The sequence below is a fragment of the Blastococcus goldschmidtiae genome (assembly GCF_031845325.1).
GTDB lineage: Bacteria > Actinomycetota > Actinomycetes > Mycobacteriales > Geodermatophilaceae > Blastococcus > Blastococcus goldschmidtiae.
On sequence record NZ_JAVREI010000012.1, the window covers coordinates 1 to 15,139 of the forward strand.

The window sequence follows — 15,139 nt, forward strand, 5'->3', positions numbered from 1 at the left end:
GGGATCAGTCGACGAGGGCCTGGTTGACCAGCTGGCGCAGGTAGTTGCGGATCGGCAGCGTGCTCGAGGGCAGCAGCTGCGTGAAGAACTGCACCGTCACGTCCTCCACCGGGTCCACGTAGAACGCCGTGGACGCCGCGCCGCCCCAGCTGTAGTCGCCGGGGCTGGACAGCACGCCGTAGGCCGCCGGGTCCAGCACCATCGAGAAGCCCAGCCCGAAGCCGACCCCACGCATCGGCGTCTCGGCGAACAGCGGCCGGCCGTAGGTCACCAGGTCGACGTTGCCGGGCAGGTGGTTGGTCCGCATCTGCCGGATGGTGCGCGGGCTGAGCAGCCGGCCGCCGTCGTAGGAGCCGCCGCGGCGGAGCATCTCGACGAAGCGCAGGTAGTCACCGGCGGTGGAGACCAGCCCGCCGCCGCCGGAGAGGTACACCGGCTTCTTGTGCGCGCCGCGGTCCATGGCCTCGCCGAAGACCATGCCGGACGACGGGCCGCCGGGCTTGCCCGGCGTGGCGAGGTACAGGCGGGCCAGCGACTCCGGGTCGTCCTCGGGGCGCAGCCCGAACGAGGTGTCCCGCATGCCCAGCGGCGCGAAGATCCGCTGCTCGAAGAACTCGTCCAGCGTCTGCCCGGAGACGACCTCCACCAGCCGCCCCAGGACGTCGGTGGAGACGCCGTAGTTCCACTCCGAGCCGGGCTGGAAGACCAGCGGGGCCGAGGCCCAGTGCCGGCACGCCTCGGCCAGGTCGGCGTCGCGCGGGCTGCCCCACTCGTAGCCGAGGGCGCGGTAGATGGCGTCGACGGGGTGGGCGTGGTGGAAGCCGTAGGTCAGCCCGGAGGTGTGCGTCAGCAGGTGCCAGACGCGGATCGGCTCGATCTGCGGGACGGTCACCGGCTTCTGGGCCGAGCCCGCGACGTAGACCCGGGTCTCGGCGAACTCGGGCAGCCACTTGGTGATCGGGTCGGTGAGCTCGAAGGCGCCCTCCTCGTACAGCATCATCGCCGCGACCGAGGTGACGGGCTTGGTCATCGAGAAGACGCGCCAGCGGGTGTCGTCCTCGACGGGGAGGCCGGCGTCCATGTCGCGCAGGCCGCCGCGGCCGACGTGCACCAGCTTCCCGTGCCGGGCGACGGTGACCAGGAAGCCGGGGAGCTGCCCGTCGTCCACCCAGCGGGACAGCCGCCGGTCGAGCCGCTCCAGCCGGCCGGCGTCGAAGCCGACCTCCGCCGGATCGGTGCTGACGGTCAGATCACTGCCCACGTGGACCTCCGCTGCCCTGTGCGCCGTCCACCGTCGGGCGGCGCCTGCACCCGCATCCTGACCCATGGCACTGTGGCCCGGACCACACGGGTGCGGCGCGACGCCCGACGGCGACGTCAGAGCGCGTCGGTCAGCTGACCGGAACGGCGCTCGCGGCCTTCTTGAGGTTCGAGCCGGCGGTCACCTTGACGGTGTTCGCGGCCGCGATCTCGATCGTCTCGCCGGTCTGCGGGTTGCGGCCCGTGCGAGCGGAGCGCTGCGTGCGCTCGACGGTCAGCAGGCCGGAGACGGCGACCTTGTCGCCGCGGGTGATGGCGTCGACGAGCTCCTCCTGGAGACCGGCGAGGACGGCGTCCACGGTCGAGGCCGGCACGTCGGCGCGCTTGGCGATGGCGGAGACCAGTTCAGCCTTGTTCATCGAGCTTCCTTTCGTGAGGGACGGCGGGGTGCCCGGATTCGGCACCCCGGCCGGCGCCCCGGGCGCGATCTGCGCCGGGGGCGGACCGGATCCGCGCCACGGAGGCGCGGGAGTCCGTGTCCGGCAGACGAGAGCCGGACCGGGGGCACGGTGCCATGTCGGCCCGACAATCCGCCAGTGGGCGGCGTTTTCCGGCCGTCGGATGGCTCCCAGGTCACACCTGCCACAGCCCCGGCCGCGCGCAGGTGACGTCCGGCACCCCTAGCGTGGGGCCCATGCCACAGCTCCCCGGGACCGACCTGACCGTGAGCGATCTCTGCCTGGGCGGCAACGTGTTCGGCTGGACCGCCGACGCACCGACGTCCTTCGCCGTCCTCGACCGGTTCCTCGACGCCGTGAGCCCGCAGCCGGCGTTCATCGACACCGCGGAGATGTACGGCAACGGCGCCTCGGAGCAGATCCTCGGCGACTGGATGGCGACCCGGGGCGTGCGCGACCGGGTGGTGGTGGCCACGAAGGCGTCGCCGGGCACGAAGGAGCACCCGCTGGCGGCGGGGGAGATCCAGGCGGCGGCCGAGCGGTCCCTGCGGCTGCTGCAGACCGATCGCATCGACCTGTACTACGCCCACTACGACGACGCGACGACGCCGCTGGAGGAGACGCTCACGGCGTTCGACGCGCTCGTGCAGGCCGGGAAGGCGCGCCACGTCGCGGCGTCGAACTACTCGGCGGCGCGGCTGACCGAGGCCCGCGAGACGGCCCAGCGGCTGGGCATCGGCGGGTACGCGGCGCTGCAGACGCACTACAACCTGATGGAGCGCAGCGCCTTCGAGGGCGGGCTGCGCGACGTGGTGCAGGCGCAGGGGATGGGCACGCTGCCCTACTTCGGGCTGGCCAAGGGGTTCCTCACCGGCAAGTACCGGGCGGGCGAGCAGATCGACTCACCGCGCGCGAAGGGTGCGGCGGCGTACGTGGGGGAGCGCGGCGACCGGGTGCTCACCGCGCTGGGCGACGTCGCCCGCGAGCACGGCGCGCCCGTGCCGGCGGTGGCGCTGCGCTGGCTCGCCGACCAGCCCACCGTGGTGGCACCCATCGCGTCGGGCCGGACGGTCGAGCAGCTGGCCGACCTGCTGCCGATGCGCGACCTCGTGCTCACCGCGGAGCAGCACGAGCGGCTGGACGCGGCCAGCGCCCCCTAAGGCGCCGACGCCCGGGGCCGGACGCCGGAGCCCCGAAGGCCCTGTCCCGAGGCTCGGCCCGAGCGTACGAGGGCTGCGGGGGACGGGGTCCTTCTTCAGACGGTGGTGATGAGGCTGCGCACCGTCGCCCGCAGCTCCGGGGTCACCTCGGTCATGCCGTGCTCGGCGGCGCCGTGCGGCATGCACTGGGCGAAGATGCCCTCCTCGTCGGCGGCGGTGAAGGTGGCGTTGCAGCCGGGGATGACGTCGCCGCAGGCGAAGCGCTTCATGGGAGTTGCTCCTTCTCGGGGTGGGTGGGTTGTGCGGCTTCCCTGCAGGGCCCCGCCGCGAGCGTGCGAGTGGTGGGGGGCAGGGGGGTCCTTCTTCAGCGGCTCTTCCGGGCCGCGTTGATCAGGTCCTCGACGCGGAGGATCCCGAGGACGTGGCCGGTCGGGTCGGTGCACACCACCGGCTCCCACCGGTGGGCGGGCGCGCGGGTCAGGGCGCGCTCGAGGGCCTGCTGGACGTCGGTCGACGGGTGCACCCGCAGCGACACCGGTGCGGTGTAGACCTCCGCCGTCCGCGGATCGCTGAGCAGCAGCCGGGCCGGCTCGCCGTGCTGACCGACCAGCACCGCGGGTGGCATGCCCGGAACGGCCTCGTCGTGGGCGTACTGGCGCACCGGGCGCAGCAGGCTGGCCACGCTCTCGGTCAGCCGGGCGCGGGCCACCTGGGCACGCACCAGTTGCGTCACCTCCGGTGCCAGCGGGGCGAAGGTGGGGCCGGGGCGGCCCAGCAGCCAGCCCTGGGCCAGCGGGACGCCGAGCTGGGCGAAGGCGGCGAGCTCGGCCGGGGTCTCGACGCCTTCCGCGAGTAGCCACGCGTCGATGCGGCCGGCGAACTCGCCGACCATCTCGGCCAGGGCCATGCGGACGGGGTCGGCGTCGGCGTCGGCCACCAGCGCGCGGTCGAGCTTGACCAGCTGCGGGCGCAGGGCGGCCATCTGCTGCAGGCCCGAGTAGCCGCTGCCGGCGTCGTCGAGGGCGATGAGCGCGCCACGGGCCCGCAGTGCGTCGGTCTGGCCCCGCAGGGCGCCCAGGTCGTCCACGGGGGTGTGCTCGGTCAGCTCGACGACGACGCGGTGCAGGTCGGGGCGGGTGGCCAGCGCGTCCCGGACGGGCGCGGTGCCGAGCAGGTGGGGGCTGACGTTGACGGTGAGGAAGGTGTCGGCGGGCAGCTCCGGGACGGCGGCGAGCGCCTTGTGGATGGCCAGCGCCTCAAGCTCGGCGGCGATCCCCGCCTCGGCCGCGGCGGCGAACCAGACGCCGGGCCCGGCCGCGCCCGGGAAGCGGGCCAGCGCCTCGTAGCCGGCCACCGTGCCGGACTCGAGGGCGACGATCGGCTGGAAGGCCAGCGTCAGGTCGTCGGGGTCGGCCAGCAGCGGACGGCAGTCCGGCAGGCGGGCCGTGCGTGTGCCGAGCATGCCCTGTCATCGGACGGACGGGGCCGGTCCTTGACCGGGTGCGTGCTGCGTCACCCGTCGGGGGGTCCGCGCCCCGGGTCGTGGCGTGGGCCGGTCGTCCGGACGGTGTGCCCCCGGCGTGCAAGCATGATTCCGGCGCGCCCGTTCCGGTGCCGCCGGCCACGGCCAGGGGGGAGCGCGGGTGCCCGGCTCGCAGGTGACCGCCGCGGTCGAGGACGCCCTGACCGACCCGGTGCGCATCGCCGCCGCCCGCCGGCTGCTGGCGGAGGTCCCGGGGCCCGCCTCCTACGACCGGCTGTCCGGCCTGGCCGCGCGGCTGGTGGGGGCCGGCCACGCGAAGGTCACCCTGTTCACCGACCAGGACGTCGTCGTGGGCGGGCACGGTCTGCCGGCGGGCGTGGTCGGCGGTCCGGCGCTGCTCACCGGCCCCCTGTCGGTGATGGTCGTGGCCGGCGGCAGCCCGCTCGCCGTCCCCGATGCGCGGGCGGACGACCGCGTCGCCGGCCTTCCGGCGGTCACGTCGGGACAGGTGGGTGCCTACCTCGGGTCGCCGCTGACGACGGCGGCCGGGCACGTGGTCGGGGTGCTCGCGCTGTACGACGCCGAGCCGCGCCCGTGGACGGTCGACCAGGCGGAGCTGCTGCGGCAGCTGGCGAGCTCGGTGGTGGCCGAGCTGGAACTGGCGGCCGCCAACGCCGCCGTCACGTCGTCCACGCGGCGCCTCGGGATCGCCCTGGAGGCGAGCTCCGTCGGCATCTGGGAGGTGGACCTGCGGCGCGGCGAGATGGACTGGGACGAGCGCAGCGCCGCCATCTTCGGCCACCAGGGCGCGCTCCGTCTGCCCATGGACGTGCTCATGTCCCAGTACGTGCACCCCGACGACAGGGAGTCGGCCGAGCAGGTCATGCAGGAGGCCATCGAAGCCCGCGCGCAGTACACGGTGGAGCTGCGCGTCCTGCGGCGCGACGGCGGCGTGCGCTGGATCGTGTGCCGGGGCCGGGTGCTCTCCGACGCCGGCGGCGCACCCGAACGAATCCTCGGCACCGTCCTGGACGTGACCGACGCGCGGGACCAGGCGGAGTCGCGGCTCGTGGCGGTGCAGCGGGCGGCCGCGATCGCCGCCGTGGCGGCGGAGGTGGCCAACGCGACCGGTATCGGCGAGCTCGCCGACATCACCCTGCGCGGCGCGGAGGTGCTGGGGGCGGTGTCCGGCGGCGTCGCCGTCCGCGAGCCCGGTGCGGACGCGGCCCGGTTGTTCCTGGGGCGCCGGGTCCTGGACGTCTTCCGCGAGGGCGAGGCCGCGCTCCCCGAGGACGGCGTGCTCATCGCCTTCGACGACGCGCTGCCCACGCAGTACACGGCGCGCACGGGGGAGTCGGTCGTGCTGGCGGATCCGGACGAGGCCGTCGCCCGCTTCCCGGCCATGGCCCGGGTCATCGACCTGCTGGGGCTGCGCGCCCTGGCGGCGCTCCCGCTCCTGGTCGAGGGGCGGGTGCTGGGCAGCTTCGTCACCTACTGGACCACCGACCACCCGTTCGACACCGACGAGCTGCGCCTCCTCGAGGGGCTCACCGCGCAGATCGCGCTGAGCGTCTCCCGACTACGGGCCGACGCCGCCCGGGACAGCGCCGTGACCGCCATGACGGAGGCCAACCAGCGGCTCGAGCTGCTGGCCGAGGCCGGCAGCGTCCTGTCGGGCACGCTGGACATCGGCGAGCAACTCCAGCGGCTCGCCTCGCTGGTCGTCCCGCGGCTCGCCGACTGGTGCTGGATCGTGAGCACCGACGACCACGGCCGGCTGCAGGAGACTGCCAGCGCGCACCGTGACCCCGGTCGCGAGGCATTCGTCGCCGACTACGTGCAGCGGATGGTGCGCACGGTGACGCCGGAGGGGGCGCCGCGGCGCGTGTTCCGCACGGGTCAGCCGCTCGTCGTCCGGGACCTCTCCCCCGAGCGGATCGCCTCGGTCGTCAGCGACCCGCAGGCGAAGGAGATGCTCGTGTCGCTCGCGCCGTCCTCGGTCGCGGCCGTGCCGCTGAGCATCCGGGGCCAGACGGTCGGCATCCTCTGCCTGCTTAACGGTGCCGAGCGGGGCCCGCACTCACCGGCCGACGTCGAGACCGCGGTGGAGATCGGCCGGCGTGCCGGGATGGCGCTGCACCACGCGCGCCTCTACGGCCAGCAGCGCGCGCTCGCCGATGCGCTGCAGCGCAGCATGCTCACCGAGCCGCCCCGCATCCCGGACTGCGAGATCGTGGTGCGGTACGTGCCGGCGGCGGAGGGCGCCGAGATCGGCGGCGACTGGTACGACGCCTTCCAGCAGCCCTCCGGCACGACCGTGCTCGCGATCGGCGACGTCGTCGGGCACGACACCCGCGCCGCCGCGGCGATGGGCCAGGTCCGCGGCCTGCTGCGCGGCATCAGCTACTCCAGCGGTGGCTCGCCGGCCGGGGTGCTGACCGAGCTGGACCGCGCGCTCGCCGGCCTGTCGCTGGAGACGATGGCGACGGCGCTGGTGGCCCACCTGGAGCCGCAGGAGGCCGGCGGCATGCGGCTGCGCTGGTCCAGCGCCGGGCATCCCGCGCCCGTCCTGCTCGACGCCGACGGCGAGGTGCGCCTGCTCGACGTCGCGGAGGCCGACCTGCTGCTCGGTGTCCAGCCCGGCTTCGTCCGCGAGGACCGGGCCGTCGCACTCGACCCGGGGGCCACGGTCCTGCTGTACACCGACGGGCTGGTCGAGCGGCGCGACCGCGACATCGACGCGGGCACCGAGGAGCTGCTGGCGGTGCTGCGCGAGTGCGCGGGTCTGCCGCTGGACGAGGTGTGCGACCGGGTGCTGCGGCGGATGATCCTGCCCGACGCCGAGGACGACGTCGCCGTGCTCGCCGCCCGCCTCGGCTGACCCGACCCGGGCCCGCTGTTGATCATCGTCACGTGGCTGCCCGACACGCCGGTGGGGGCAGCCAGATGACGATGATCAACTCAAGGTGGCGCCTGCCTACTGGCCGGGCGGGACGTCGAGGTCGGTCGCGGTCGCTCCCGGCCCTCCCTCCCTCCCGCCCTCGGCGTTCTGCGCGCGCAGCTCGGCGTCCCGCGCGGCCATGGCCTCCTGGCGCTCGGGCTCCTCGACCAGGATCGCCGCGGCCTTCCACCCGTCCGGGATGGCGAAGCCGTCGACCAGCGTGATCAGGTGCGGGCGCAGCTCCTTGAGCAACTGGTTCACCGTGGCCGTGAGCGTCTTGGCCCGGGCCGGGGTGAGCTGGCCGTGCTCGAGGAACCACGCCTTGTCGGCCTCGATGGTCGAGAGCGCGTAGAGGTCGCAGACGCTGTCCAGGAGCTGCCTCGCGGCGGGGTCCGTCGTACGGTCCACGCCCTCGACGAAGGCCTCGAGCACCACCCGGTCGATGTGCGTCTGGGCCGACCTCAGCACGTGGTCCTGGACGTCGTTGAACATGTCGAACGGGGTCATCGGGTGGGTGGGGTGTGACTCCATCGTCGAGTTCTTGCGGAGCCGCCGGATCGCGCCCTCCAGCGAGTGCTTCTCGCGGAACTCCAGCATCTTCAGCTGCCAGCCGCGCTCGAGCATCGGGACGTCATCCACGCCGGGGACGGCGTCCACGAGGCGGGCGATCAGCGCGCGGGCCGCCGTCCGCTCCAGCACCGTCTCGCGGACCATGTCGGCGACGAAGCCGACCTTCCCCCAGCCCTCCAGCGAGCCGAAGTTGTCCCGGTAGCCGGTGAGCAGACCCTTGGCCACGAGCTGCAGCAGGACGGTGTTGTCGCCCTCGAAGGTGGTGAAGACGTCGGTGTCGGCCTTGAGGTGCGGGAGCCGGTTCTCCTGCAGGTAGCCCGCACCCCCGCAGGCCTCGCGGCACATCTGGATCGTGGCGGTGGCGTGCGCGGTCTGGGCCACCTTGAGCCCGGCGGCGCGGGACTCCAGCTCGCGCTGGGCCTGCTCGTCGATCTCCTGGCCGTGCACGTGCACCGCGGTCTGGACGTCGTGCATCGTCGAGACGAGCTCGCCCTGCGCGAAGTGCAGCGCGTAGGTCGTGGCCAGCGCCGGCAGGAGCTTGCGCTGGTGCACGAGGTAGTCGTTGATGACGATCTCGCGGTCCTCGCCGGGAGCGGCGAACTGGCGGCGCACGTCGCCGTAGCGGACGGCGATGTCGAGGGCCAGCTTGGTCGCCGAGCCGGCGGAGCCGCCGACGCTGACCCGGCCGCGCACCAGCGTGCCGAGCATGGTGAAGAAGCGCCGGGTCTCGTTCTCGATGGAGCTGGTGTAGGTGCCGTCCTCGGCGACCTGCCCGTAGCGGTCCAGCAGCATGTCGCGCGGCACGGTCACGTGGTCGAAGCTCAGCCGGCCGTTGTCCACGCCCGCGAGACCGGCCTTCGGGCCGTCGTCCCCGATGGTGACGCCGGGGCAGGGCGTGCCGTCCTCGTCGCGGATCGGCACCAGCCAGGCGTGCACGCCGTGGTTCTTCCCCTGGGTGATCAGCTGGGCGAAGACGACCGCCATCCGGCCGTCCTTCGCCGCGTTGCCGATGTAGTCCTTGCGCGCGGCCTCGTGCGGGGTGTGCAGGTCGAACGTCTGCGTCTGCGGGTCGTAGGTGCACGTGGTGCGCAGCTGCTGGACGTCGGAGCCGTGGCCGGTCTCGGTCATGGCGAAGCAGCCGGGCAGCTCGAAGCTCATGACGTCGCGCAGGTACGTCTCGTGGTGACGGCGGGTACCCAGCAGCTGCAGCGCGCCGCCGAACAGGCCCCACTGGACGCCGGTCTTCACCATGATCGAGAGATCCTTGAACGCGACCATCTCGATCGAGGTGACCGAGCCGCCGGAGTCGTCCTGGCCGCCGTACTCCTTCGGGAAGCCCAGGACGACGCGTCCGGAGTCGGCCAGCTTCTTCGCCGCGCGGGTCACCCGCTCGCGGGCCTCGTCCATCGACTCGCCGTAGACGGGCAGGAAGTCGGGGTCGTGGAGGTGCTCCCGGGCGTCGCGGCGCACGTGTGCCCAGCGGCCGTCCAGGACCTCGCGCAGGACCATCGGGTCGACCGAGGCGTTCGGGGTGCTGCTCACGTCTCCTCCAAGCGGTGCGGTGCGGGTGCCACGACGCCGGAGAGTCCGGCCCAGGCGAGATCGGTCAGGTGTGCGGCCAGTTGTGTGCGGAGCATCGGGCGCCCGGCGCGGAGCCACCAGTCGGCCGCCGAGCGGACCATCCCCACCAGGCCGTGGCCCCAGGCGTCGGCGGGTCCGGGGTCGCGCCCGGCCTGCTCGAGGGCGAGCGCCATGAGGGCCGCGGCCTGGTCGCCGACGAGGTCGGCCAGGTTGGCGATGGGGTCGGCGTCCTCGGCCGGGTGCTGGGAGACGACGAAGCGGTAGACCTCCGGCTCGGCCTCCAGGAAGGCGAGGTAGGTCCCGATGGCGGCGGCGGTCATCCCGCGCGGGTCGGAGCTGCTGCGCATCGCCGTCCGTAGCTCGGCGAGCAGCCGCTCGGCGACCTCGGTGCAGACCGCGACGTAGAGCTGCGAGCGGTCGGCGAAGTGCCGGTAGACGACGGTCTTGCTGGTGCCGGCGGCGGCGGCGATCTCGTCCATGCCGACGCCGGCGCCGTGCCGGGCGACGGCGGTGAGCGTCGCCTGGACGAGTTCTTCCCGGCGCGCGCGGCGGTGCTCGTCCCACCTCGAGTCGCGCCGGTCGCGCGCCTGCGTCACATTTCCGGGGTCCCGCGGGGTGGCTCCACGGGACTGCGAGGAGCGTCTCACCGCCTCGGCTTTCATGTGTTCGACGGTACCGCGTACTCTCAGTACCGGCCACTCACCCGACCCCGGAGGTCCCCATGGCTGACACCGCGAAGCCGGCGACCCGCAAGGCGGCGATCGTCGGCGGGAACCGCATCCCGTTCGCCCGATCCAACTCCGCGTACGCGCAGGCGTCCAACCAGGACATGTTCACCGCGACCCTGGACGGGCTGGTCGCCCGGTTCGGGCTGCAGGGGGAGCAGGTGGGCGAGGTCGTCGCCGGCGCCGTCCTCAAGCACGCGCGTGACTTCAACCTGACCCGCGAGTCGGTGCTCGGCTCGACGCTGTCGGCGACGACGCCGGCCTACGACGTCCAACAGGCGTGCGGCACCGGGCTCGAGGCCGCGATCCTCGTGGCCAACAAGATCGCCCTCGGGCAGATCGAGGCCGGCATCGCCGGCGGCGTCGACACCACTTCCGACGCCCCGCTGGCCGTGGGCGACGACCTGCGCCGCGTGCTCATCTCGCTGAACAACGCGAAGACGCTCCAGCAGCGGCTCAAGGCGCTGGCGAGGATCCGCCCCGGCCAGCTCGTGCCGGACATGCCGCGCAACGCCGAGCCGCGCACCGGCCTGGCGATGGGCGACCACGCCGCGATCACCGCCGGGGAGTGGGCGATCGGCCGCGAGGAGCAGGACGAGCTCGCCGTCCGCTCGCACCACAACATGGCCGCCGCCTACGACCGCGGCTTCTTCGACGACCTGGTGACGCCGTTCCTGGGCCTGACCCGGGACAACAACCTGCGCCCCGACTCCAGCGTCGAGAAGCTGGCGAAGCTCAAGCCGGTCTTCGGCAAGGGTGAGGGCGCCACGATGACGGCGGGCAACTCGACCCCGCTGACCGACGGCGCCTCCGCGGTGCTGCTCGCCTCCGACGAGTGGGCCGAGGCCAAGGGTCTGCCGGTGCTCGCGCACCTGGTCGACGCGCAGACCGCCGCCGTCGACTACGTGCACGGTGGCGAGGGGCTGCTGATGGCCCCGGTCTACGCGATGCCGGTGATGCTGGCCCGCAACGGCCTGTCGCTGCAGGACTTCGACTTCTACGAGATCCACGAGGCGTTCGCGTCCACGGTGCTGTCGACGATGAAGGCCTGGGAGGACCCGGAGTTCTGCAAGGGCAAGCTCGGCCTGGACGCCCCGCTGGGCTCGATCGACCGCTCGAAGCTGAACGTCCACGGCTCGTCGCTGGCCGCCGGGCACCCGTTCGCCGCGACCGGCGGCCGGATCGTCGCCCAGCTCGCCAAGACGCTGCACGAGGCGGGCCCGGGCAAGCGCGGCCTGATCTCGATCTGCGCCGCCGGCGGCCAGGGCGTCGTCGCCATCCTCGAGTCCTGAACCCACCCCTCGTCCCTGCTCTTCCGCGGTGGAGCCGTCTGCTCCACCGCGGAGGAGCAGGATCTCCATCGGAAGGACCCCTCGTGGCTGACTGGTACACCACCTTCGCGAACTCCGGCGTCGGCACCACCCTCACCAAGCAGCTCGGCCTGCCCCGGCCCGGCGTGCTCCGCCGCTACGAGCCCGGCGACCCACTGCTCGAGGGCCCGGCGGTCGTCGGCTCGGCCGGGCAGGGCCGGCTGCGCGACACCGTCACGGGCGTCCTCCGCGACGCCGGCGTGACGGTGCTGTCGCCCGTCGTCGCCGACGGCGACGCGAGCGGCGAGAGGCTCGGCGCGGTGGTCCTCGACGCCACCGGCGTGACGGGCCCGGCCGATCTCGCCGCGGTGCACGACTTCCTCGCCCCGGCGGTCAAGCGGCTGCGCGCCAACGGCCGCGTGGTGATCCTGACCGACCCGCCGGCGGACGCCGACTCCCCGGCGCAGGCCGCCGCCCGGCAGGCCGTCGACGGGCTGACCCGCTCGATCGGCAAGGAGCTGCGCGACGGCTCGACGGCCAACGCGATCTACGTGCCCGAGGGTGCCGAGGCCGGCGTCGCCGGCCCGCTGGCGTTCTTCCTCTCCGGCCGCTCGGCCTACGTCGACGGCCAGGGCGTCACGCTGTCGGCTGCCGACGTGCCCGCCGGTCAGGACGCCGAGAAGCCGCTGGCCGGCAAGGTCGCGGTCGTCACCGGCGCGGCGCGCGGCATCGGCGCCTCGATCGCCGACGTCATGGCCCGCGACGGCGCGCACGTCGTGGCCGTCGACATCCCCGCGGCCGGCGACAGCCTGGCCGCGGTGGCCAACCGCATCGGCGGGACGGCGCTGCAGCTGGACATCACCGCTCCCGACGCCGCCCAGCGCCTCGTGGAGCACCTGCGCGAGCGGCACTCCGCGGACGGGAAGGGCGGCGTGGACGTCATCGTGCACAACGCCGGGATCACCCGCGACAAGCTGCTGGTCAACATGGACGCCGCCCGCTGGAACTCGGTCATGGCGGTGAACCTGCAGGCGCAGCTGGACATCACCCGGGCCCTGCTGGACGGCGACGTCCTCGACGCCGGGGCCCGCGTCGTCTGCGTCTCCTCGCAGTCGGGCATCGCCGGCAACCGCGGGCAGACCAACTACGCGGCGTCCAAGGCCGGTGTGATCGGCATGGTGCGCGCGTGGGCGCCCGCCTTCGCCGAGCGCGGCGCGACCATCAACGCCGTCGCCCCGGGCTTCATCGTCACCGAGATGACCGCGAAGATGCCGTTCGGCACCCGCGAGGTCGGGGCCCGGCTGAACTCGCTGCAGCAGGGTGGGCTGCCGGTCGACGTCGCGGAGACGATCGCCTGGCTGTCGCAGCCGGCCAGCGCCGGGGTCAACGGCCAGACCGTGCGGGTGTGCGGCCAGTCGCTCCTGGGCGCCTGACGTGGCCGATCCCGAGGTGACGGTGCTGGACGCCACCCCGAGCCTGGCGTCCCTGTACGCCAAGGCCGCGCTGACGTCGCGCGGCCGCGGCGGCGAGCTGCCGGACACGCACCTGGCGCGGCACGGCGTGACGGTCGACCGCGACCACCTGGCCGCCTACGCGCGGGTCTGCCGCATGCCGCTGACCGACGTGCTGCCGGCCACCTACCCGCACATGCTCACCTTCCCGCTGCAGATGGCGCTGATGACCGACCGCGCCTTCCCGCTGGGGATGGTCGGGCTGGTGCACGTGCGCAATCGCATCGAGGTGCTGCGCGCGGTCCGCGCCGACGAGGCGCTGGCCCTCGAGGTGTGGGCCGAGCGCTTCGCCACGCACCGCAGCGGCGCGACGGTCGACCTGTGCGCCACTGCGACGGCCGGCGGGCAGGAGGTCTGGCGCTCCCGCTCGACCTACCTGTCGCGGGGGGCGAAGGCGCCGGCGGGCGCGCCGGAGGCCGACGTCGACGTCGCCGTCGGGGCGCTGGAGCGCCCGGCGGCGACCTGGCGGGTGCCCGACGACGCCGGACGCCGCTATGCCAAGGTCTCCGGTGACGTGAACCCGATCCACCTGTCGGGTCTGACCGCGAAGGCGCTGGGCTTCAAGCGGGCCATCGCGCACGGCATGTGGGTGAAGTCCCGGGTGCTGGGCGGGCTGGCCGGCCGGCTGCCCGAGGCGCTGGACGTCGACGTCGCCTTCCGGAAGCCGCTGTTCCTGCCCTCGACCGTCACCCTGTCCACCGCCGAGGTCGCCGGGGGCTGGGACGTCGCCGTCCGGAGTGCGACCAGCGGCACCGAGCACCTGGTCGGAACGATCCGCGCACTGTGAAGGACTGACGGACCCGCATTTCCCCATCCCTCGCGGGGCGGGGTCCTGGACGGGGCCGGCAGACATACCGGAAGAGAGAGGTACCGCCAGATGGCCGTGTCGTTCGGGCTCACCGAGGACCAGATCGAGCTGCAGAAGTGGGTGCACCAGTTCGCCGAGGACGTGGTGCGCCCCGCGGCGCACGAGTACGACGAGCGCGAGGAGACCCCGTGGGAGGTCATCCAGGAGGCCGCGAAGATCGGGCTCTACTCGATCGACTTCTTCGCCACGCAGTCCTTCGAGGAGTCCGGTCTCGGCATCCCCATCGCCATGGAGGAGCTCTTCTGGGGTGACGCCGGCATCGGCCTGGCGATCGTGGGCACCAGCCTGGCCGCGGCGTCGGTGAGCGCGAACGGCACACCGGAGCAGGTCGGCCAGTGGGTCCCGGCCATGTTCGGCACGGAGAGCGAGCCGAAGGTCGCGGCGTTCTGCTCGTCCGAGCCCGACGCCGGGTCCGACGTCGGCGCGATGCGCACCCGCGCGGTCTACGACGAGAAGACCGACGAGTGGGTGCTCAACGGCACCAAGACGTGGGCGACCAACGGCGGCATCGCCGACATCCACGTCGTCACCGCCGTCGTCGACCCCGAGCTCAAGGCCCGCGGGCACGCCAGCTTCGTCGTCCCGCCGGGGACGCCGGGCCTCACGCAGGGGCAGAAGTTCCTCAAGCACGGCATCCGCGCCTCGCACACGGCCGAGGTCGTCCTCGAGGACTGCCGCATCCCCGCCGACTGCCTGCTGGGCGGCCGGGAGAAGCTCGACGAGCGCCTCGCCCGCGCCCGCGAGGGAGCGCGGACCGGCCGTACCCAGCCGTCGATGGCGACCTTCGAGCGCACCCGCCCGGCGGTGGGCGCCCAGGCCATCGGCGTCGCCCGCGCCGCCTACGACTACGCGCTGGAGTACGCCAAGCAGCGTGAGCAGTTCGGCCGCGCGATCATCGAGAACCAGTCGATCGCCTTCATGCTCGCCGACATGAAGACCAGCATCGACGCCGCCCGGCTGCTGGTGTGGCGCGCTGCGTGGATGGCCCGTAACGGCCAGCAGTTCACCGCTGCCGAGGGCTCGATGTCCAAGCTCGTCGCGGGCGAGACCGCCGTCCGGGTCACCGAGCAGGCGATGCAGATCCTCGGTGGAAACGGCTACACGCGTGACTACCCGGTCGAGCGGATGGCCCGCGACGCCAAGATCTACACGATCTTCGAGGGCACCTCGGAGATCCAGCGGTTGGTCATCGCCCGCACGATCTCGGGCGTGCACGTCCGCTGACCCTGCGCCTCCCCGGCCACGCCGTGGAGTCGCCGTCCCCGCCGGAGA

Annotated in this window: 12 protein-coding genes; 6 read left to right on the forward strand and 6 right to left on the reverse strand. The window is 73.5% G+C overall.

Annotation, left to right across the window (positions count from 1 at the left end; genetic code table 11):
• Positions 1-4: 4 nt before the first annotated feature.
• Both RM425_RS15425 and RM425_RS15430 read right to left on the reverse strand, forming a co-directional pair.
• Complete coding sequence (locus tag RM425_RS15425) at positions 5-1,261, reverse strand: serine hydrolase domain-containing protein (protein ID WP_311346104.1); 1,257 nt, start codon at positions 1,259-1,261, stop codon at positions 5-7.
• Positions 1,262-1,391: 130 nt separating this feature from the next.
• Positions 1,392-1,679, reverse strand: coding sequence for an HU family DNA-binding protein (locus RM425_RS15430; RefSeq protein WP_311346105.1), 288 nt, complete (start codon positions 1,677-1,679; stop codon positions 1,392-1,394).
• A gap of 275 nt (positions 1,680-1,954) precedes the next feature.
• Here RM425_RS15430 and RM425_RS15435 point away from each other — a divergent pair, with 275 nt between their 5' ends.
• Positions 1,955-2,878 (forward strand): aldo/keto reductase, encoded by a 924-nt coding sequence (locus tag RM425_RS15435; RefSeq protein ID WP_311346106.1) that lies wholly within the window; start codon positions 1,955-1,957, stop codon positions 2,876-2,878.
• A 95-nt stretch (positions 2,879-2,973) separates the two neighbouring features.
• Here the strand turns inward: RM425_RS15435 and RM425_RS15440 are convergent, their stop codons facing one another.
• Both RM425_RS15440 and RM425_RS15445 read right to left on the reverse strand, forming a co-directional pair.
• Positions 2,974-3,147, reverse strand: a complete 174-nt coding sequence (locus RM425_RS15440; protein ID WP_311346107.1) for a DUF1059 domain-containing protein — start codon at positions 3,145-3,147, stop codon at positions 2,974-2,976.
• 95 nt (positions 3,148-3,242) lie between these two features.
• Positions 3,243-4,340: an EAL domain-containing protein gene (locus RM425_RS15445; RefSeq protein ID WP_311346108.1), complete on the reverse strand. Its 1,098-nt coding sequence runs from the start codon at positions 4,338-4,340 to the stop codon at positions 3,243-3,245.
• A gap of 181 nt (positions 4,341-4,521) precedes the next feature.
• Here RM425_RS15445 and RM425_RS15450 point away from each other — a divergent pair, with 181 nt between their 5' ends.
• Positions 4,522-7,242 carry a SpoIIE family protein phosphatase gene (locus RM425_RS15450; RefSeq protein ID WP_311346109.1) on the forward strand — a complete coding sequence of 907 codons (2,721 nt, stop codon included), beginning with the start codon at positions 4,522-4,524 and terminating at the stop codon, positions 7,240-7,242.
• Between the two features lie 96 nt (positions 7,243-7,338).
• On the opposite strand, the gene RM425_RS15455 is transcribed toward RM425_RS15450, so the two are convergent.
• Together RM425_RS15455 and RM425_RS15460 are read right to left on the reverse strand one after the other, a co-directional pair.
• On the reverse strand, positions 7,339-9,414 hold the full coding sequence (locus tag RM425_RS15455; RefSeq protein WP_311346110.1) for an acyl-CoA dehydrogenase family protein: 2,076 nt from the start codon (positions 9,412-9,414) through the stop codon (positions 7,339-7,341).
• Positions 9,411-10,049, reverse strand: a complete 639-nt coding sequence (locus tag RM425_RS15460; RefSeq protein WP_311346111.1) for a TetR family transcriptional regulator — start codon at positions 10,047-10,049, stop codon at positions 9,411-9,413. Before RM425_RS15460 ends, RM425_RS15455 begins: the two co-directional genes overlap by 4 nt.
• 125 nt (positions 10,050-10,174) lie before the next feature.
• Here RM425_RS15460 and RM425_RS15465 point away from each other — a divergent pair, with 125 nt between their 5' ends.
• From RM425_RS15465 to RM425_RS15480, 4 genes are all read left to right on the forward strand, one after another.
• Positions 10,175-11,470, forward strand: coding sequence for an acetyl-CoA C-acetyltransferase (locus RM425_RS15465; protein ID WP_311346112.1), 1,296 nt, complete (start codon positions 10,175-10,177; stop codon positions 11,468-11,470).
• An 83-nt stretch (positions 11,471-11,553) separates the two neighbouring features.
• On the forward strand, positions 11,554-12,921 hold the full coding sequence (locus RM425_RS15470) for a 3-oxoacyl-ACP reductase (RefSeq protein WP_311346113.1): 1,368 nt from the start codon (positions 11,554-11,556) through the stop codon (positions 12,919-12,921).
• Between the two features lies 1 nt (position 12,922).
• A complete protein-coding gene (locus RM425_RS15475; RefSeq protein ID WP_311346114.1) occupies positions 12,923-13,786 on the forward strand; it encodes a MaoC family dehydratase in 864 nt (287 codons plus the stop codon).
• A gap of 90 nt (positions 13,787-13,876) precedes the next feature.
• Positions 13,877-15,091, forward strand: a complete 1,215-nt coding sequence (locus RM425_RS15480; protein WP_311346115.1) for an acyl-CoA dehydrogenase family protein — start codon at positions 13,877-13,879, stop codon at positions 15,089-15,091.
• The last annotated feature ends 48 nt before the right edge of the window (positions 15,092-15,139 follow it).

Coding starts and splice junctions, on each gene's coding strand:
- RM425_RS15430 (WP_311346105.1), bottom strand. CDS start 1,679: ATGAACAAGGCTGAACTGGTCTCCGCCATCGCCAAGCGCGCCGACGTG.
- RM425_RS15435 (WP_311346106.1), top strand. CDS start 1,955: ATGCCACAGCTCCCCGGGACCGACCTGACCGTGAGCGATCTCTGCCTG.
- RM425_RS15440 (WP_311346107.1), bottom strand. CDS start 3,147: ATGAAGCGCTTCGCCTGCGGCGACGTCATCCCCGGCTGCAACGCCACC.
- RM425_RS15445 (WP_311346108.1), bottom strand. CDS start 4,340: ATGCTCGGCACACGCACGGCCCGCCTGCCGGACTGCCGTCCGCTGCTG.
- RM425_RS15465 (WP_311346112.1), top strand. CDS start 10,175: ATGGCTGACACCGCGAAGCCGGCGACCCGCAAGGCGGCGATCGTCGGC.
- RM425_RS15480 (WP_311346115.1), top strand. CDS start 13,877: ATGGCCGTGTCGTTCGGGCTCACCGAGGACCAGATCGAGCTGCAGAAG.